This is a genomic window from Pseudoalteromonas sp. 20-92 (genome assembly GCF_030847595.1).
Taxonomy (GTDB): Bacteria; Pseudomonadota; Gammaproteobacteria; order Enterobacterales; family Alteromonadaceae; genus Pseudoalteromonas; species Pseudoalteromonas fuliginea.
The window spans coordinates 136,364-156,331 of sequence record NZ_JANJGQ010000001.1; the positions used below are offsets into that span (position 1 = coordinate 136,364).

19 protein-coding genes are annotated in these 19,968 nt (G+C 38.7%); 11 read left to right on the top strand and 8 right to left on the bottom strand.

The window, feature by feature from the left end; translation table 11 throughout:
• Positions 1 to 58 precede the first annotated feature (58 nt).
• The 8 genes from NRL14_RS00560 to cyoE all read left to right on the top strand — a co-directional run bounded on the left by NRL14_RS00560 (position 59) and on the right by cyoE (position 8,162).
• On the top strand, positions 59 to 1,090 hold the full coding sequence (locus NRL14_RS00560) for an FAD:protein FMN transferase (RefSeq protein ID WP_306723732.1): 1,032 nt from the start codon (positions 59 to 61) through the stop codon (positions 1,088 to 1,090).
• 102 nt (positions 1,091 to 1,192) lie between these two features.
• Complete coding sequence (nqrM, locus tag NRL14_RS00565) at positions 1,193 to 1,405, top strand: (Na+)-NQR maturation NqrM (protein WP_007376137.1); 213 nt, start codon at positions 1,193 to 1,195, stop codon at positions 1,403 to 1,405.
• 1,179 nt (positions 1,406 to 2,584) lie between these two features.
• Positions 2,585 to 3,004, top strand: a complete 420-nt coding sequence (locus NRL14_RS00570; RefSeq protein ID WP_002958097.1) for a hypothetical protein — start codon at positions 2,585 to 2,587, stop codon at positions 3,002 to 3,004.
• A 319-nt stretch (positions 3,005 to 3,323) separates the two neighbouring features.
• The gene (cyoA, locus tag NRL14_RS00575) at positions 3,324 to 4,283 is read left to right on the top strand and encodes a ubiquinol oxidase subunit II (RefSeq protein ID WP_096793554.1); all 960 of its coding nucleotides are present in this window, start codon (positions 3,324 to 3,326) and stop codon (positions 4,281 to 4,283) included.
• A 2-nt stretch (positions 4,284 to 4,285) separates the two neighbouring features.
• Complete coding sequence (cyoB, locus tag NRL14_RS00580; protein ID WP_306723733.1) at positions 4,286 to 6,274, top strand: cytochrome o ubiquinol oxidase subunit I; 1,989 nt, start codon at positions 4,286 to 4,288, stop codon at positions 6,272 to 6,274.
• Complete coding sequence (cyoC, locus tag NRL14_RS00585; protein ID WP_149615280.1) at positions 6,271 to 6,912, top strand: cytochrome o ubiquinol oxidase subunit III; 642 nt, start codon at positions 6,271 to 6,273, stop codon at positions 6,910 to 6,912. The genes cyoB and cyoC overlap by 4 nt, the downstream gene beginning before the upstream one ends.
• Positions 6,912 to 7,268, top strand: a complete 357-nt coding sequence (gene cyoD, locus NRL14_RS00590; RefSeq protein ID WP_149615281.1) for a cytochrome o ubiquinol oxidase subunit IV — start codon at positions 6,912 to 6,914, stop codon at positions 7,266 to 7,268. Before cyoC ends, cyoD begins: the two co-directional genes overlap by 1 nt.
• A 9-nt stretch (positions 7,269 to 7,277) precedes the next feature.
• Entirely contained in the window at positions 7,278 to 8,162 is an 885-nt protein-coding gene (gene cyoE / locus NRL14_RS00595) for a heme o synthase (protein WP_002958102.1), read from the top strand.
• 55 nt (positions 8,163 to 8,217) lie between these two features.
• Here cyoE and NRL14_RS00600 read toward each other — a convergent pair whose 3' ends face one another.
• Entirely contained in the window at positions 8,218 to 8,811 is a 594-nt protein-coding gene (locus NRL14_RS00600) for an FMN-binding negative transcriptional regulator (protein ID WP_306723734.1), read from the bottom strand.
• Positions 8,811 to 9,386 (bottom strand): GNAT family N-acetyltransferase, encoded by a 576-nt coding sequence (locus NRL14_RS00605; protein ID WP_306723735.1) that lies wholly within the window; start codon positions 9,384 to 9,386, stop codon positions 8,811 to 8,813. The genes NRL14_RS00600 and NRL14_RS00605 overlap by 1 nt, the downstream gene beginning before the upstream one ends.
• 106 nt (positions 9,387 to 9,492) lie before the next feature.
• Between NRL14_RS00605 and NRL14_RS00610 the strand changes: the two genes are divergently transcribed.
• Complete coding sequence (locus NRL14_RS00610) at positions 9,493 to 10,944, top strand: PLP-dependent aminotransferase family protein (protein ID WP_306723736.1); 1,452 nt, start codon at positions 9,493 to 9,495, stop codon at positions 10,942 to 10,944.
• 5 nt (positions 10,945 to 10,949) lie between these two features.
• On the opposite strand, the gene NRL14_RS00615 is transcribed toward NRL14_RS00610, so the two are convergent.
• Both NRL14_RS00615 and NRL14_RS00620 read right to left on the bottom strand, forming a co-directional pair.
• Positions 10,950 to 11,618, bottom strand: coding sequence for a hypothetical protein (locus tag NRL14_RS00615; RefSeq protein ID WP_306723737.1), 669 nt, complete (start codon positions 11,616 to 11,618; stop codon positions 10,950 to 10,952).
• Positions 11,619 to 11,739: 121 nt separating this feature from the next.
• Positions 11,740 to 13,704, bottom strand: coding sequence for a phytase (locus tag NRL14_RS00620; protein ID WP_306723738.1), 1,965 nt, complete (start codon positions 13,702 to 13,704; stop codon positions 11,740 to 11,742).
• 579 nt (positions 13,705 to 14,283) lie between these two features.
• Between NRL14_RS00620 and NRL14_RS00625 the strand changes: the two genes are divergently transcribed.
• Both NRL14_RS00625 and NRL14_RS00630 read left to right on the top strand, forming a co-directional pair.
• A complete protein-coding gene (locus NRL14_RS00625; RefSeq protein ID WP_306723739.1) occupies positions 14,284 to 15,204 on the top strand; it encodes a GGDEF domain-containing protein in 921 nt (306 codons plus the stop codon).
• A complete protein-coding gene (locus NRL14_RS00630; protein WP_306723740.1) occupies positions 15,188 to 16,189 on the top strand; it encodes an AraC family transcriptional regulator in 1,002 nt (333 codons plus the stop codon). The genes NRL14_RS00625 and NRL14_RS00630 overlap by 17 nt, the downstream gene beginning before the upstream one ends.
• A 1-nt stretch (position 16,190) precedes the next feature.
• On the opposite strand, the gene NRL14_RS00635 is transcribed toward NRL14_RS00630, so the two are convergent.
• The 4 genes from NRL14_RS00635 to ettA all read right to left on the bottom strand — a co-directional run bounded on the left by NRL14_RS00635 (position 16,191) and on the right by ettA (position 19,916).
• A complete protein-coding gene (locus NRL14_RS00635; RefSeq protein WP_149615289.1) occupies positions 16,191 to 16,694 on the bottom strand; it encodes a TlpA disulfide reductase family protein in 504 nt (167 codons plus the stop codon).
• A 62-nt stretch (positions 16,695 to 16,756) separates the two neighbouring features.
• Positions 16,757 to 17,665, bottom strand: a complete 909-nt coding sequence (locus tag NRL14_RS00640) for a histone deacetylase (RefSeq protein ID WP_306723741.1) — start codon at positions 17,663 to 17,665, stop codon at positions 16,757 to 16,759.
• Positions 17,666 to 17,721: 56 nt separating this feature from the next.
• A complete protein-coding gene (locus NRL14_RS00645) occupies positions 17,722 to 18,087 on the bottom strand; it encodes a PilZ domain-containing protein (protein WP_008133974.1) in 366 nt (121 codons plus the stop codon).
• A gap of 155 nt (positions 18,088 to 18,242) precedes the next feature.
• Positions 18,243 to 19,916 (bottom strand): energy-dependent translational throttle protein EttA, encoded by a 1,674-nt coding sequence (gene ettA / locus NRL14_RS00650; protein ID WP_007376155.1) that lies wholly within the window; start codon positions 19,914 to 19,916, stop codon positions 18,243 to 18,245.
• Positions 19,917 to 19,968: the final 52 nt, after the last annotated feature.

A 19,968-nucleotide genomic window follows, 5' to 3' on the forward strand; every position in this document is an offset into this window, starting at 1 on the left:
CTTGTGTTACGAGGCTTTTTTATTCTTTAATTTTATCAATCTATTAAGTAGAACAGTTATGAATCGAGTAAGTACTTCACAAGGCATAATGGCCTTTTTGCTAATTACGCTGACTTTATTATTGTCTGGTTGTGGTGAAAAGCCAGAGTCAAAAGAGACCTTTTTAGAAGGTAAGACTATGGGCACTACTTATCATATTAAGTACTATGATGAGCAAGTTCAGCTGTCTGCCTCACAGTTACAGTCGCAAATAGACGCTGTTTTAAAAGATGTTAATCAGTCTATGTCTACTTACATAGAAGACTCTGAGATAAATACATTCAACAGATTACCAGCAAATCAGGTTATGCCGATTAGTGAAGATTTTAGGGCTGTTATATCTGAGTCTATTCGGTTAGGTGAGTCAACCAAAACACTTGATGTCACTATGGGGCCTTTAATTGATTTATGGGGGTTTGGCCCAGATAAAAAGCCAACTAATCGTCCTAGCGATGAAGAGCTTGTAAGTATGATTAAAAATATAGGCGTTGATAAGCTTACGCTAACAGCTCAAGGTTTGGCTAAAAAAGTGGATGGTTTAGAGTTATCGTTTTCGGCAACAGCTAAAGGCTATGGTATTGATAAGGTGGCGCAGTTATTAGAAAACCACAATATTACCAATTACATGGTTGAAATTGGTGGTGAGCTACGAATTGCAGGCGAAAAGCCAAATAATAAAGATTGGAAGATTGCAATAGAGCAACCAGACGCACAACCTGGAGAGCGTAAGGTACACCGTGTTTTGTCGCCAGGTACAAATGGTATTGCTACATCGGGTGATTATCGTATTTTTTATGAAATGGATGGTGAAATTTATACTCACTTAATTGATCCCGTGACCGGCATGCCGATTAAGCACGACTTAGTGTCGGTAACCGTGCTTCATTCAAGTGCTATGACTGCCGATGGTCTTGCGACAGCATTAACTGTTATGGGTATGGATAAAGCGCAAGCTTATGCTGAGCAGCATGATTTACCCGTGTACTTAATAGGTAAATCGAAAGACGGTTTAATAACCTACTCAAGCCCTGCATTTAAACCTTATTTATAGTATGGTGCGGGTTTGTTTATTTCCACGTTATTTGAGTATATAATAGCAGTCGCTCAACAATGTTTTGAGCTTAATTTATTGCTGATCAATAGGGGCTAAGCAATGTCACTTTTTCTTCTTACTTTTGGCTTACTAATTTTGATAGTTTCGGCTATGGCCGTTGGTATGATCGTGCAAAAAAAATCTATGGCAAGCAGCTGTGGTGGTTTAGGTTCGGTTGGTATTGATAAAGCCTGTGATTGCGATGATCCATGTGATAAACGCAAAAACCGTTTAGCAAAAGAGCAAGCCTGGAAAGAAAACCAAATTATTTAAGTCTGTCTTAAATATTAAAAAGCGCTTTATAGCGCTTTTTTTGTGTCTGTAAAACGCCTCAACATCATAGCTTCCAAAGCAATCCAATCTAAATGTATTAGACAAAGGTATATAGTTTAGTTTTTTTCACCTATTAGGTTTATTTTTCTCGTTTGTCAAATTGGAGCTAACACTCTAAAGTTTAATCATAGACACAGAGCAAGGCTCTAGTCATAAGCTTGAGGCAACTTAGCCTCGCTTAAAAGAATCTTTATATTGTGTGTGAAGATGTTGTCAGTGTGAAAGGCAACTCAAGTTCGGTGGTGACTTAGCTTGGGTTGTTTTTATTTCCTTTCAATTGCCACGTAATGTAAACCAAAAATCTTTATATTGTGTGTGAAGATGTTGTCAGTGTGAAAGGCAACTCAAGTTCGGTGGTGACTGAATTTGAGTTGTTTTTATTTACTTTCAATTGCCACGTAATGTAAATCAAGAATCTTTATATTGTGTGTGAAGATGTTGTCAGTGTGAAAGGCAACTCAAGTTCGGTGGATTCACTTCCATAAAGAACGAGTTTGAGTTGTTTTTATTCCCTACAATTGCCACGTAGTGTAAACCAAAAATCTTTATATTGTGTGTGAAGATGTTGTCAGTGTGAAAGGCAACTCAAGTTCGGTGGTGACTGAGTTTGAGTTGTTTTTATTCCCTACAATTGCCATGTAATGTAAACCAAGAATCTTTATATTGTGTGTGAAGATGTTGTCAGTGTGAAAGGCGGCTCAAGTTCGGTGGTGACTGAATTTGGGCTGTTTTTATTTGTGCGACACAATTATTACTCCCTCCTGAAAACCTATAATTCTATTAAATATTTCTCTTTAAATCGCTTTTTATTTTAGCTAACCAATTGTTTTTTATCGCGTTATTTTTTATTAACAAAATAGCTTCGAAAGCTTAACCCAAATTAATTGATTTTTAGTTGAACAGAAAATTCTCTTTGTTATACTCACGTTCGAACTTTCAGTAAGTTTTGAAAGTTTGGTTGATACGGATCAATTTTCGCTAGGTAAATATATGCTAGTTGGGTTTGATTGTATTTAGCACCTGGTTTTAGGGTTTACAACAGCAATGTTTTTTTAAATTTTTCCATTGCAAACTGTATTACTCTAATTTTGTTATAGTCATTTTAGTAGGTTAATGTCTTTGAACACACTTTCTTTGCATCATACAGCTACGGAACTTGCCTCTGGCGAGCCGCAGACGTGTGAACGCTTGAATAAAGCAGGCAAGGGCGTGTGTGTAGCTATAACTTTATTAGTGTTTAATACTGTAATGTTGCTAAGCGGTGCATTGGAGGATGCCTTCAAGCTTGAAGCGCTATTAAGTGATGGGTTTATTGTAGAGCCACTGTTACTTAATCTTGCGCAATTTTTAGCTCATCCGATCATATCAAGTCAGTTACTTATTGGCCTTTGTTGGTTATTGTTCCATATTTGTCCAGCGCGTCGTGCTGGCATAATCCTCCGTAAAGCAGCCTTTGCTTTTAGCGAGGCTAAAGTTCTTCAGCCTGTGATCTCTTCACATGGTTGTCGTGCTCCACCTAGCTTTACAGGTTGCCTGTAACGCTGCATCTTGTTGCTGGTTTTAATTATTTGTTCTTGCTGTAAATAATTAAGGTTAGCTAAAACAAAGTAGCTCCGTGTTTTTTTAAACACATTTCAGCCAACCACCACTCACCCAAGTTAACTTTTATTACGTTATATAAATGCGTTTAGAAAGCTGGGTTTGTTGCTAGGTCATTAATGGCATGAGCTTTAGGTTTTGAATAGCCCCCTTATTTTTATAATTTAATTCTAGTTAACTTGGGTTTTTATTGAAAAATCGTTGCTTTGGTTTTTATTTAAAGCAGCAAATTGAAACTTTAGGTTTGTAGGATACTCCCTTGTTAATTCGTAACCTTTGTAATATTGCTTTAGCTAGTACAGTGCTGGCGTTGTCAGGCTGTAAAGGCGGGATACTCGATCCAAAAGGGCAAATAGGCATTGATGAGAAAAATTTAATCATCATCGCAACCGTGCTTATGTTGCTTGTAGTCGTTCCCGTTATTGTGATGACTTTGTATTTCGCATGGAAATATAGAGACACGCAAACTCATGAAATTTATGCGCCAAAATGGGCTCATTCAAATAAAATTGAAGCCGCAGTTTGGGCTGTTCCTATTGTTATTGTGATCATTTTAGGTGTTATTACCTGGCAGTCTACCCAAGAGCTAGACCCTTACAAACCAATTGAAGGTAAAGGTAAGCATCTTACTGTTGAAGTGGTTTCATTAAATTGGAAATGGCTATTTATATATCCTGAGCAAGGTATTGCTACGGTTAATGAATTAGTGTTCCCAGCAAATGTACCTGTTGAATATAAAATAACTTCACAGAGCACAATGAATTCATTTTTTATTCCGCAATTGGGTAGTCAAATATACTCAATGGCTGGCATGGAAACCAAGCTTCACTTAATTGCAAATGAGCCAGGTACGTTTAAAGGCTTTTCAGCAAATTACAGCGGCGCAGGTTTCACTGGCATGAAATTTAATGCCATTGCTACACCTACTCAAGCAGACTTTGATAAGTGGGTGAGTGATGTGAAAGCGAATTCAAGCGCTAATAACCTGACTCATGCAAATTATGTTGAGCTTGCAAAAGCAAGTGAAAATAACCCAGTAGCATATTACGGAAAAGTTGATGACGGCTTATTTCATACCATTGTTATGAAGTATATGCAGGCGCATGGCGATATGAACAAAAAACACCATGCAATGGGCGAACATGGGCAAATGAGTAAAAAGCATCATGAAATGAATGAGCACTCAATGCCTTCATCTCACAGCCAAGGCGAGGAATAATAATGTCGTTATTAGGTAATCTTTCACTCGACGCAATTCCGTTTCATGAGCCAATTCTTGTGTTCACGATGTCGGTTATTGCGATAGCTGGGCTTATTATTGCCGGGCTTATTACAAAGTATAAAAAATGGGGCGTGCTTTGGCGCGACTGGATCACGTCTGTTGATCACAAACGCTTAGGTGTAATGTATATTCTTTTAGCACTAATAATGCTGTTTCGTGGTTTTTCTGATGCAATAATGATGCGTGCGCAGTTGGCACTTGCTACTAGTGGTGCGCCAGGTTATTTACCACCAGAACACTACGACCAAATATTTACTGCCCACGGCGTAATTATGATCATATTTATGGCAATGCCATTTATGATTGGTCTGATGAACATTGTATTACCACTTCAAATTGGTGCTCGCGATGTTGCTTTTCCATTTTTAAATAATTTAAGTTTTTGGTTTACAGCCAGTGGTGCAATTTTAATTAACTTATCACTTGTGTTTGGTGAGTTTGCAAAAACAGGTTGGGTGGCATATCCGCCGCTTTCGGAGCTGACCTTTAGCCCTGGGGTGGGGGTCGATTATTATATTTGGGCCTTGCAAATATCCGGGCTCGGTACACTACTAACAGCCGTAAACTTTTTAGCAACTGTGTTTAAAATGCGTGCACCAGGTATGACCCTAATGAAAATGCCAATTTTCACATGGACATGTACATGGGCAAACATCTTAATTGCAGCATCATTCCCAATTTTAACTGCTGTACTTGCAATGCTAACGCTTGACCGTTATCTCGACTTCCACTTCTTTACCAATGAATTGGGCGGTAACGCCATGATGTACATCAACCTGTTTTGGGCATGGGGTCATCCTGAGGTATACATATTAGTATTACCAGCGTTTGGTATTTTTTCTGAAATTATTTCGACCTTTGCCGGTAAACGTTTGTTTGGTTACAAATCGATGGTTTACGCCAGCGGTGCAATCTCAATTTTAGGCTTTATTGTTTGGCTACATCACTTCTTTACTATGGGCTCGAGTGCTAACGTTAATGCGTTCTTTGGGGTAATGACCATGGTTATTGCCGTACCAACTGGGGTTAAGTTATTTAACTGGTTATTTACCATTTACCGAGGTCGTTTACGTATTAGCGTACCGGTACTTTGGACACTTGGCTTTATGGTTACCTTTACCGTAGGCGGTATGACCGGTGTATTACTTGCTATTCCTGGCGCCGATTATGTACTGCATAACAGCTTATTCTTAATTGCACATTTTCATAACACTATTATTGGTGGTGCTGTGTTTGGTTACCTGGCCGGTTTTGTATTTTGGTTCCCTAAAGCAATGGGCTTTAAACTTAATGAAAAATGGGGCAAAGCATCATTTTGGTGTTGGATTATTGGTTTCTTCGTAGCATTTATGCCGCTGTACGTACTTGGCTTCTTAGGTATGACACGTCGCTTAAACCACACTAACAACCCAGATTGGAACATATGGTTATACATTGCCGCAGGCGGTGCTGTAATTATTATGTTTGGTATTATCAGCCAGGTAATTCAATTATATGTGAGCTTTAGAGACCGTGAAGCGCTTGACGATACAACAGGCGATCCGTGGAACGGCCACACACTTGAGTGGGCTACAAGTTCCCCCCCGCAAATTTATAACTTTGCAACAATTCCACATATTGATGATATTGATGCATGGACCGACATGAAAGAAAAAGGTCAAGCATATCAAGATAAGTCAAACTACAGCCCTATTCATATGCCTAAAAACACATCAGCTGGCGTGTTAATGGCAGCAAGCTTAACAGTATTTTGTTTTGCAATGATTTGGCATATTTGGTGGTTAGCTGTTGTTGGGCTAGTAGGCGGAATTGCCATATTTATCAAACGTTGTTACACCAGCGATGTAGATTACTATATACAACCTGATGAAATTGCACGCACTGAAGCTGCATATAATTCAAGTGGTATTAAGGAGCTAAAAGCGTGAGTACACTTTCTGCAAATTTAGAATCAGCAAATTTAGACTCTGTATCACACGATGATCATGCCCACGCGCATGATCATCACGACACATCTGGCGATACGATATTTGGCTTTTGGTTATACCTAATGACCGATTGCCTACTGTTTGCCTCGTTTTTTGCCACTTATGCTGTGTTATTTATGAACACAGCGGGTGGTGTATCGGGTAAAGATATTTTTGAACTCGACTTTGTAGCAGTAGAAACTGCAGCACTACTGATTAGTAGTATTACCTTTGGCTTTGCCATGATTGCCGCTCAAGGGCAAAAAAAGGCACTAACACTGACTTGGTTATTTGTTACGTTTTGTTTAGGTGCTGTGTTTATTGGTATGGAAGTATACGAATTTCATCACCTAATTGTGCACGGTAATGGCCCACAACAAAGTGCCTTTTTAACATCGTTTTTCTCATTAGTTGGCTTACATGGTTTACATGTAACTGCGGGTCTAATTTGGATGACCATAATGATGATTGAAGTTGCTAAACGTGGTTTAGGTAAAGCAACCGTAACGCGTTTAAGCTGCTTAAGCCTATTTTGGCACTTCTTAGACATTGTTTGGATTTGTGTATTTACCGTTGTTTATTTAATGGGAGCAATGTAATGAGCCACAGCGAAACGCACGCGTTAAAGCAAACGCAAAGTGATCATCATGATGAATCTCATGGCAGTGTTAAAACTTACTTAATTGGCTTTGTGCTATCGGTAATTTTAACTGCTATCCCGTTTTACATGGTAATGGAAGGTGACTTCTCAAAAGTAACAACGCTTTGGAGCATTGTTACTTTAGCAATCGTACAAATTTGGGTGCATTTAAAATACTTTTTACACCTTAATTTTACGACCGAAGATGGCCGTGCAAGTACTTTCTCATTCCTATTCAGTGCTCTGATCATCGTAATGGTTGTTGGGTTATCTGTTTGGATCATTTATGAATCTAACGCAATGATGATGTACTAGGAGTTGAAGATGTTTCGTCGTTATTTATCAGTGACAAAGCCGGGTATTATTATGGGCAATTTGATCAGCGTAGCGGGCGGGTTTTTACTTGCCTCGCGCGGTGATATAGACCCATGGTTAATGATTGCCACATTAATTGGCTTGTCGCTAGTGGTTGCATCAGGTTGTGCTATCAACAATGTTATAGATAGAGACATAGATGTGGCCATGGCGCGTACTCGTACGCGAGTTACAGTAACAGGCGAAATGTCGGCCTTTGCTGCACTTAGTCACGGTATTTTATTGGGTGTTGTGGGCTTTGGTTTACTTATCGCCTACACCACTCAAGCCGCGGTATTTTTTGCAGCCTTTGGCTACGTAATTTATGTAGGGGTTTATAGCCTCTACATGAAACGTAATTCAGTATATGGCACTTTTGTAGGTAGTCTTTCTGGCGCTGTACCGCCAGTAGTTGGTTACTGCGCCGTAACAGGGCAGTTCGATATGGGCGCATTAATACTGCTAGTCATGTTTAGCTTGTGGCAAATGCCGCACTCTTACGCGATCGCTATTTTTCGCTTTAAAGATTACCAAGCGGCAGGTATTCCTGTATTACCAGTAGCGCAAGGTATCGACAAAGCAAAACGCCACATTGTGCTTTATATTGCTGTATACGCCTTAGTGGTGATGTTACTGCCAATTACTGGCTACACAGGTGCTGCTTTTATGGCTGTTGCTTGTATTACCAGCTTTTGGTGGTTGCTAATGGCGCTACGTGGTTATCGTCGTAATATTGATATGAGCAGTTGGGCACGTAAAGTGTTCGCATTTTCAATTATTAATATTACAGCGTTAAGTATTGCTATGGCTGTTGACTATCATAGCGTTGCTCCACAGCTATTAACGCTTACCTAATTTAAAAATTTTTAACTATTCCAAAGTTAATCCAAAGGCTCGAAAGAGCCTTTTTTTATGCCTGAAATAGTTTTGCAATAGAGCGCTTATTGGCAAGTTCTAGGCTTTGTTTTATGCTTGCTCTTACCTCAGGTGATTTATTTTGGCTTAGCTTAAAGTTTCCACTCCAATGAGTGGGAGTAAATTCTATAAAGCTTAATTGTTGATACATAGCTTCACGGTGATTTTTTGGCACCTCATCAATACTCCACATTGGCTTAAAGGGTTGCTCAAAATAGGTTGTTAATTGCCTCATTATTTTTTCTTTCTCATTATCGCTTTTAATAACATCTACTTTTGCGGTTACTTGTACTGATGAGTAAAGCCAGCTCGGCAGTGTTTTATTATTACTATACGAGGGAGATAGATAACAGTTATCGCCACTAAAGAGTAATTTTACTGACTGTTTATCACATTGTGTTAGCGGGTTATGTTTTGCTACGTGAGCAATAAATACATTACGTGAGGGCTCATATAATACAGGTACTTGGCATATATTATTTAAGTCACTTTGCGAGCAGGGCATTAAAATAGTTGCAAGTGGAAATTGCTCAACTAATGCCTGCAAACGTTCAATACTATGTTCTTGAAAATGTATTGGTGGGTACATTAAAGCTTCTCCTCTAACTGTAATTTAATACTCTGCCAATGCTCGTCAATAATGCTAAATTTTGCAGTGCTTCTGTAACTCCCATCACTAAGGAGTCTGTCTTTATAAGCTACGCCCTCAAATCGGGCGCCTAGTCGAGTAATTGCATTTCGAGATTTTTGATTTTGTTCGTGAGTATTAAATGTTATTCGCACTAAATTCAACGCGTCAAAAGCATAGCTAAGCAGTAAATATTTCGTGTGAGTATTAATATAAGTTTGCTGCCAGTGATGGCTTATAAATGTATGACCAATTTCAGCACTTAAGTTATGTGTATCTAATCTAAATAGTCGTGTAGTGCCTACAACCTCTTTGCTGGCTATGTCTATTATGGCAAATACAATTTGTTCTTTTTTATTAAATTGTGCACTTGTGGTAAACCATTCCTTTAACAGTTCAGGTGTTTTTGTATAGTTGCTTAATACCCATTCCCATATTTTTGGATGCTGCCCAGCTTTATATAAGTCGTTTAAATGCTCATAATTTAATGGCTCTAGTATGACCTTATTTGTTTTATGCATCTGTTGAGTAAACATATTGCCTCTAAGCTTTGCTATTTGCGAGCAACAAATGTACGCTAATTTGGTTTGGTAAAAACAACCAGAATTGGCTTTTTAGCTATACCAGTTATAGAGGGGTAACATGCAACCACTTAATATTGAATTTAATAACTCAAACAAAGCTAAGTACTTACAAGTTGCAGATGCTTTACGTGGTTCTATTGTAAAGGGAGATATTGCACCTGGTACAAAACTTAGTTCTGCTCGAGTTATGGCGCAAACGTATCAGTTAAACCGTCATACAATAATGAACGCATTGCAGTTATTAGTAGCCGAAGGATGGCTAGAGTCCCATGAACGCTCTGGGTATAGCGTCACTCAAACACTGCCAATTCAAAGCAGTGCTAACTGTGAGCACACGCCAGTTTTAACACCAAAACCTTATAAATTTGCTACAGAGTTAGCCGTGCCTATTCCGGCAATGAATTTAAAAGACTACGTATATAATTTCGCAGGTGGACTTCCTGATTTAAATAGCTTTCCCTATAAAGAATTTAAACGCTCTATGAGCCATGTATTTAATCATTTAGACACCAGTAAACTTCATTATGGCGATATAGGTGGAGTGAGTGAGCTAAAAACTCAGATAAGCAATTATCTACATAAAACTAGAAGTTTAAAAGTATCAGACTTACTTGTATGTAATGGCTCACAAGAAGCTTTATTTATAATTTCAAAGGCGTTTATAAATAAAAGCGATTTTGTCGCTGCCGAAACCTTAGGTTATCCGCCAGCACGTAAAGCGTTTGCAGCTTGTGGTGCGCAATTAATAGATATAAAACAAGACGAATATGGGTTGTGTGTAGATGATTTAAAAGCGCAACTTAAACGATATCCAATAAAAATGTTGTACTTAACGCCGCTGCATCAATATCCAACCACCGTTACGCTTTCGCCCACACGGCGCATGCAAATTTATCAATTATGTTATGAGTATGGCGTAATGATTATAGAGGATGATTACGATCACGAATTTCACTATCGCTGTCAGCCATTACAACCTATGGCTGGGAACGATCCCGCTGGGATTATTATTTACTTATCTACATTTTCTAAAATCATGTTCTCAGGCGCTAGAATTGGCTACATTTGTGCAGCCCCTGAAGTATTAGCACAGTTAACCGCATGGAAGCAGCTAATGAATCATAAAAATGATGTGGTTATGCAGTTAGCTGTAGCACATTTTATGCAAGAGGGCGGGTTTGAACGCCACTTAAAACGCATGACTAAGCACTATAAACAACGTTATGAAGTAATGGACAGCACGTTAGCATTGCTGCAATCACAGGGTTTACCAATAGAGTATAAAAAGCCAGATGGCGGCATGGCAATGTGGGTTAACTTAAATAAAAATACGAGCAATATAAAACAAGCAATGCAAAGTAAAAGCCTATATTTACAAGCAGAATCTGAGTTTTACTTTGCTGATTCAGTGAGAAGTTTAATGCCTAAGCAATATAGTTATGTTCGCTTAGGCTTTGCAGGGCAATCAGTTGAGGCAATGAAGCAAGGGCTCAAACTAATTACTGAATAAGGTAACTATTTTTTAAAATCATTTGCATTGTAGTAAAGTGGTTTGAGTGTCCCGCAATTAACAAATTTATAGGTAAGCTCATTTACAGGTGGAACTCGTTTTGAGGTGCGGAATTTTTGCATACACGCATTAACTAAATCGACAAAAATAAGATGGTTATAGCTCGGCGCTTGTTGAATTTTATGAATATAAATACGCTCAGTGCCGCCTAGGTTGATTATGTCGTAGTCTTGCCATTGTGATGATTCACTTAACCCCTTTAGTTCTCTGGCATACAACTGTTTACCTAGTACAAGTTCTTTTTGTGAGTAAATTAAACTACCACCTTGTTGGTAATCGCCTTCAAAAATATCGGCAATAATCGTAATTTCTTCACCACGCATTAAATGTTGAATATTAAATGCTTGTGGTTTTACGGTGATTAATTCAGCATTTCTGACAAAGCCTAAAAACGCCACATCGGGGTTACCTATTTTATAAACAACTTGTACATCATGAGGTGAATTATAGGTAGGCAAATTCATCGCGATGATAGACGAGCCTTTATTAACTAACACCATTGGATGTTTAGCTTTATAAGCAGGATCGACAGGGGGGAGTTCTACTTTTTTCTCTTCTTCCGCTGTTACAAAGCCACTTAGAGTAATTAGTAATAAAGTAAGTAGTAGGCGCATAATAATCTCAATTAATTTATGAGTTTAAATTGTAGTATAAAAATGTATGTAATATTTATCTAATTACAAGATCAATTTAAAGGCTCAAGTGAGCCTTTATAAAATGATTAGGTAGCGCGTATTATCTGATGGCTTTTTTAACTTCTCGCCAATCAATTATTTTAAAGTTTTGTGGTTGCTGCGGCATTCGATTATAACCATCTTGTACTATTAAAATACCCTCAGGGTAACCTGGTAAAGGTTTTGCTGTAACAGTTAGTCCATCGGTTTCTGATGTGCCATCAATACCTGAGTTTAAATCAGCAATAACGCTAAATTTACCACTAAATTTGAGTGATGGCACTTCAGTGTTTTGAGTTATATTACCTATTTCGTATAACACATAGCTATTATCGCCTTGACTTGAAACAACTAAATAACGTGCGTTATCTGCATGATAAATTTCCATCCCTTCTACATCTTCAACTAATTGCTTATTAATGTGTTGTAGCATTATAGGTGTTGTTCCGGTGCTTGGCTCCGCACCTATAAACCAAATACCGGCATCTTCTTCGCCTACAAATAATTGTCCTAGTTCATCATCTGCACTACAGCCTTCTGGCTGGCTTGGAAGGTTAAACTCGCGAACAAGTTTGCCTGTTATTTTTTCGTTATTCTCACTGATTTTATATTGCTGATACAGCCCCGATTTATCATTTACAAAAACATAGTTCCCCGTATTTGACGAGTACATACATAAGCCATAAATTTCATCAAGATTGGTAGGAATATCAGCAATGTACTTCACATTATTATTAGCTTGTACTGTAAATACACTAATACCGTTAAGTGTTCGATTACTGGCTGTTATTAATGTATTGGTACTGTTTTTAATTGTGCTATTTTGTCGTAGGTCCACGTTATTTAAACGACCAACTTCAAGTGACTGTTCAAGCTTGCCATTTAGGCTATATACCATTAATCCACGACGTTTATCAGTGCCTAAAATAAGGCTGTTTTCAGCATCACTAGGGTTTACCCAAATGGCAGGATCGTCAGCAGCATCACCAAATGCGTTTACAGGTGTAGTTTGTGCATTTGCATGTATTTGCGTTATGTTTTGCCTATTTTTTTGAACCGCTATTTTTTTCACGGATAGTTGGCTTTGCATATAAGCCCCAGTCGTATCATTATAAATAACCGCAGTCGCTGTATTATTACTTGTGTACTTGATAGCGGCTGATTCAGGGTTTAAATTAGTATTTAGCCTCCAGTGTTTTAATTTATTACTAATTGGGTTATAAGCATATAGGAGGCTATTTTCAGTGCTTGTAAACCATATCATGCCATCACTTGAGGCAAAGAGAGCGCCAAGTTCATTTTTTAGTTCGCCAAAGGGTGCAACAAGCGCAATTGGTTTTTTATCAGCTTGCGATTCAGCATTTGCATTTATAGCCCAAATCCCCACGTTGGATTCGCTAATAAACAACGTGCTTGTAATATCACTTACAGCACAACCCGCAGCTTCACTTACGCCAGGGAATTCTCGTATACTGACATTGACGGGCTGATTTTTAGCTGTATCAAAAATAGCCGTTTCGGTAATTAAGCCGCGAACATCGGCTATAAATGCAGTAACTGTCTGCGTGATATTATTAGCAAATAAACAAACTGTGTCGGGCTGAGCCTGTGGTGATATGATTCGGGTTAGCTCAGATAACTGCCATGTTTTATTTACATGTTGAAGTTTAAAAATAGCTACATTGTCTTGGTTGTTATCAATACTCGCCACTAAAAAAGCGTTGCTTGATAAAGCCCTAACTGAAAGAGATTCAAAATTTCCGGGCGCAATTATTTGGTTTGTATCTGTTTGGCTATTTACAAGTACTAGCCCTTTGCTTTCACTTGCTAATAACCAATTATTATTGCTTAGCCACGCGCCTTGTGAGCCTTGCATATTTTGATTTGGACCAAGCTCTACAGTGCTAACTATTTGCTTCTCAATGCTTATATTCTCACTTACAGCACCGTTACTACAGGCGGTTATGGCGCTAATCATTAAACAGCTAGCAAGTAAGCTAAGTGTTTTATTTAATCTAAAATTCATAATGGTTCCTTTACTGAACACAGCGTTATATTTTCTCAGTCTCTTCTAAAAAATCATGAAGCGAGTGTTGTAATAAATAGCTTTTCTTTATTAAAAATCATGCTTTATAGATTTTGGGCCAGCTGACCTTTTTGATTGAAATTTATTCTATCTATGGTCTATTTAATCGCGGTGCGAGGCTTGTAACCTAGAAGGTTTAGTAAAAGCTGAGCAAAGCTGCTTCGCCCCTAGTCTAAATCCGTCTTTCAAGTTGCTTCTGATTCTAATATAGAAATATCTAATTTATTGTTAACGTTAAAATCTGCATTGATTTTTGGCATGACGAGCAAACTAAAGTTATTTTATGACGTAAATGTGACAGGTGTTACTTTAAACATATACTGTGAGCTGTGTTTTACTGTTATGAAAGGCTTTATGAGCTACTAGCACTCCTTATAAAGTGAGGTTTTTTGTGTGGTGTAAGATGGTTTTGAAAATGGTGATCATCTTGCTGTCATATAGTTGAGCTAATATGACCCTGCTGGCAAATATAGATATGAGTTAGCATAAAAATAGACTCTACAAAGAGAAGATTAATTAATGCGATTTAACCCATTTACCAGCCACCGATTATTAGTTAATTGTATTATTGCGATGTTTTTTAGTGCCTGCTTTTTAAGCGCTTACCTAGGTGTACTTAAAACGTATGCTGATATTCAATGGCTAGATATTATAGGCGAGGGCGGTATTGTACTCATGGCTCTGGTGTGGATCACGGTGTTATTAATTTCAAGGCCCCCCAGTAAAGTAACAACTTATTTAGTGATTGGCGTAGGGTTGTTTATGTTCTCAGCTACTTTAGATTTACTCGATGAGTGGTTAATGCACCCAGCACACAAATGGCTAAGTTGGATTGAGTCATTACCAGCCCCTGTAGGCATGCTACTAACTAGCTTGGGGTTGTATTATTGGCATCAAGAGCAATATGTATTAAATCGCCAATTACGCCGCCGTGAAGCTAACTTGCGTGAACACAGTAAAGTTTGTTCTGTAACAGGGCTTTATAAAGCGCAGTACTTAGATTTAGCCATAAAAAATCAGTTTTTAAGCACACAGCCTTTGTGGCTCGGTGCTATTGATATACGCGACTTCTCGCATTTTAATAGCGAATTTGGTTTTAAAGAAGGCGATAGGTTACTGCGTGAGGTGAGCGAGCTATTGCTAATGAACTGCCGGCTAAGTGATGTTGTGTGCAGGTATGCAGGAGACTGCTTTATGGTGTTAATGCCAGAAACCACAGAACAACAAGCAAAAGAGCTTATGATGCAAATTAAAGGGGCATTGAGATATTGCGCATTTAAAGTGGAAGGCTCAAAAAAAGCAAAGTTTCAGCATGTAACAACTGCTCTAATTCAAGGTAATGAACGTAATTATACAGGTACATTAACAAGCCAATTGCATAGCCAGTTACAACAAAAAAAGCACCAACAAAAAGTAGCGCAACGTGCATACCTTTGTTAATCAAGATGATAAGTTTGTAAGTGCACAAGGACTTATAATTGCGATTGTTGAATTAACACAAAGTCGAGGTATTGAACTTCATAAACTATTGCGTGGTACGGGAATATTTGAGCAAGATTTATTTAACTTTCAACATGCGTTTAGTTTATCTCAGCAGGTGCGTTTACTAGCACAATTTAAACTGTTAATGAAAAGTACCGACAGTGGCTTTTTACTTGGTAGCCAGCTAATAAATGATACGCGAGTTGAAGTACAAGCGCTTATGTATAGTGCTGATTTAGGGCAAGTACTAAAGCAATTAGCGCATTTAAGAATGCAGTTAGCGCCTTTATTATTTAGCCAAACATACATTAAAAGCGGGCAATATTATATTTATTTACAACCTGCTCATGGACTCAATGAAGAGCTGCACCATTACGTATTAGAAATATACAGCACCGCTTTTTATAGTTTACTCAAACGAGTAAGCGAAAGTTACCCGCATTGTCAGTTTGACTTTGCTTTTAAGCGCCCTCGGCATATTCAAGAGTACGAACAAAATTTAGGGCTAAAGATAAGTTTTGATAGGCCATGTACTCGCTGGGTATTAAATAAAGCCATGTTAATGGCTAAGAACCCGTGCGCTAGTCAATTACGATTTATGCAAGCGCAGTCTCAATTACATAATAAAAATTTAGTTAGCATGACTTTTATTGAAGCCGTTTGTAGGTATTTATACTCTCACCCAAGTGCTAATTTAGAGTGTACCGCAAAGCACTTTGCTATGAGTTCAGCTACATTTAAACGAAAACTGAAAATTAACGGAGTAGGCTTTTCAGCGCTAATTGACGAGCAAAACAAACACAAAGCAATTTACCTACTTACCTTACGTGCTAAATGTAATGAACAAGTTGCTGAGCGTCTAGCATTTTATGACATCCCAAATTTTCGGCGTGCTTTTAAGCGTTGGACGGGTTTAACGCCAAGTCAGCTAAAAACGCAGTAAATTACTCTGTTTTTAGCTCCATAGAGTGAAGTAACGTACGTGCATTTAAATGCAAGTTTGCATCTTCTGGATTTGAGGTGTTAGTGAGCCAAATCACATCGCCCTGTTTATTAATAAATAACGTAGTAGGCGTACCTCTGATCCCTAACTGTTTAGCTATCGCATCAGCCTTTATTGCTGTTTTAAAAGTATAACCTCTGTCGCTAAGAGCTTTGGCGGGAGCAGCATCTTCATCTTCTTTAAAACTAACTGCAATGACCTTTAAACCCATATCATCAATTTTTTGAAGTGCCGGTTGCAGCTTTTTACAGTATGGGCACCAAGTGGCCCAAAAATGTAAAATATAAGGCTGGCCTAGTAAATCGTGGGTATTAATTATAGAACCGTCGGCCATTTGTAAATTTAATGTAGGTAATTTAGGGTGGATGGTATTTGTTATTTCCTGTTGCGCATGTGCTGTAAAGCTTAACAAAATGAGTGTGATGGCGATAAATAACTGTTTCATAGTATTTTCGTTTTTATTGTATGTATTAAATAAGAACGAGAATTTAACATTTTTATTTCACACTAAAAGCGAGCGGCTTGCTCAATAACAATAGCGTGGCGTTTAGCAAGACGAAGATGGTCTTTATCATAACCTCCACCTATTACTGTAGCAACGGGTGTGTTGTGTTCAAGGCAGCGTTTTAACACTAAATGGTCGCGTTTAATTATACCATCCCAGCTAATGTCTAATTTACCCAAACCATCGCCTTGCCAAATATCAACGCCAGCATCGTAAAGTACCAAGCTCGGATTTAACTCTTTGAGTAAGTAACTTAAGGTTTCATCCACTATAGCGAGGTATTCGTCGTCTTTCATATTATCGGTTAAGCCAATGTCTAAATCGCTAGCAGATTTTCTAAACGGAAAATTTTTTTCACAATGTATAGAGCAGGTATAAGCGTATGCCTGATGCTGTAACATGGCCGCAGTGCCATCACCTTGGTGCACGTCTAAATCAAAAATAAGTACGTTAGTTACTTCACCCGATTCAATTAAAGTTTGCGTGGTAAAGGCAAGGTCGTTAACCATGCAGTAGCCTGAGCCAAAATCGGTATGTGCGTGGTGTGTCCCACCAGCAAGGTGACATGCTATGCCATGTTTTAGCGCTAAACGAGCCGTTTGTAATGTGCCTTGAGGGGCTGTAAATGTGCGCGCCATGAGCTTTTTTGACCAAGGTAGGCCAATGCGGCGCATGGCTTTTTCATCTAAGCGGTTGTTCCACAAATCGTGTATGTAATTTTCGCAGTGTATTAGCTCAAGTGGTGCTGGCGTGCCTAATATTGGCTCAACTAGGTTATCGCCAATCAAACCAAGCTCTTCAACATGCTGATATAAATGTGCAAACTTACTCATTGCAAAACGATGCTTTGGATCAAAGCTAAACGAATAGTTAGGATGATACACCAAAGGTAAATGTGGATTTAAAGTCATGTATTCACACGTTGAAAAATTTGCCCTATGGTAATCAACTAATCTAAATGAGTCTATTATTGTGCGTCGTGAATCAGCATAGTGAGTTCGCGATGCAGCAGCTCGTCATCGGCTAAATTTAATTCAATTAATCGCTTTAGATAAGTAATGCTATCTATATCAATATGACGGCACTTTAAACCGATGTGATCTGCTTCTATATGACACACAACTACTTCCATTTTTATTTCTATGTCGCTTTGAGGGAGTGTAAAACGCAGTATTGCATCGTTATTGGTGCAGCCTGTCAAAGCATCGCATTTGTTAATCAATGCGCCATGTAGAGATATATCAAGCAATTTACATGGGTATTGATGATCATTAAAAATTACCTGTGCATCGGTTGAAAATAATACACGAGAAAACTGACGACGATTTTGCATATCCTAATTTAGCCTTATTGTTTTTATAATAAATTAATCATAGCGGGTAATTCTCTACATGCTAGAAAATAAGTGCTTAGAATGCTGGTGGCATAAAAAAGCCCCGCATAAATGCAGGGCTTAGTGTTACTGTAATAAATTAGCTTCAGTGAAGATTAGCCAATTTTTTTGTACTTAATACGTTTAGGTTGAGCTGCTGCTGCACCGAGTGTCTTTTTAAGCCACTCTTCGTATTCAGTGTAGTTACCATCAAAGAAGTTAATTACACCTTCGTCGCGGTAATCTAAAATGTGCGTTGCAATACGGTCAAGGAACCAACGGTCATGCGAGATACACATTACACAACCAGGGAACTCTAAAATAGCATTCTCAAGTGCACGTAGGGTTTCAACGTCCAAGTCATTGGTTGGCTCATCCAGAAGTAACACATTGCCGCCCGCTTTTAATAACTTAGCAAGGTGCAAGCGGTTACGCTCACCACCAGATAGGTCTTTAACAAACTTTTGCTGATCGTTACCTTTAAAGTTAAAGCGACTTACATACGCTCGGCTTGGAAACTCAAAGTTACCAATTTTTAATACGTCTTGACCGTCTGATATTTCTTGGAAAACAGTTTTGCTTTCATCCATACCGTCACGGAACTGATCAACAGTAGCTAGGTGTACTGTTTCACCAACGCTGATACTACCGCTGTCTTGTTCTTGCTCACCGCTTATCATTTTAAACAGTGTTGATTTACCCGCGCCATTCGCACCAATAATGCCTACAATGGCACCTTTTGGCATGCTAAAGCTTAAATCGTCAATTAAAACGCGATCGCCAAAACTCTTACGAAGATTAGTTACTTCAAGCACTTGGTCGCCTAAACGTGGGCCAGGTGGAATAAACATTTCGTTAGTTTCGTTACGCTTTTGGTAATCAGACTGCTGCATTTCAGTAAACTGAGCCATACGTGCTTTTGACTTAGCTTGACGACCTTTAGGGTTTGAACGAACCCATTCAAGTTCTTGCGCAATTGATTTTTGACGTGCTTTTTCAGATTTTTGTTCTTGCTGTAAGCGCGCATCTTTTTGTTCAAGCCAAGAAGAGTAATTACCTTCCCACGGAATACCTTCACCACGGTCAAGCTCTAATATCCAGCCAGCTACATTATCAAGGAAGTAACGGTCATGCGTTACTGCCACAACAGTGCCTTCGTAATCGTGTAAGAAGCGCTCTAACCATGCAACCGACTCAGCATCCAAGTGGTTAGTTGGTTCATCGAGAATAAGCATGTCTGGTTTTTCAAGTAATAATCGACATATAGCAACACGACGACGCTCACCACCTGAAAGGTGCTCAATTTTAGCATCCCATTCTGGTAGGCGAAGTGCATCAGCAGCACGCTCTAAAACGTTATCAATGTTGTGACCATCGTGCGCTTGAATAACCGCTTCAAGCTCGCCTTGCTCTTTTGCAAGTGCATCAAAGTCAGCACCTTCCATTGCGTACTCGTTGTATACTTCGTCAAGACGGCTAAGTGCATGTTTAACTTCGCCAACGGCTTCTTCGACAATTTCGCGCACTGTTTTGCTTTCGTCCAGTACTGGCTCTTGCGGTAAATAACCAATTTTTGTACCAGGCTGAGGATGTGCTTCACCTTCAAAGTCTTGGTCAACACCGGCCATAATGCGTAGTAACGTAGATTTACCAGAACCGTTTAAACCAAGCACACCAATTTTAGCGCCAGGGAAAAAGTGCAACGAAATATCTTTTAAGATAGTGCGCTTAGGTGGCACAACCTTAGATACTCGACTCATCGAGAATATAAATTTATCAGGTAAAACCATGAAAGGAGCCTTCAAATAATAATAAAATTTTCAATGTTGTATTGTAGTGGCT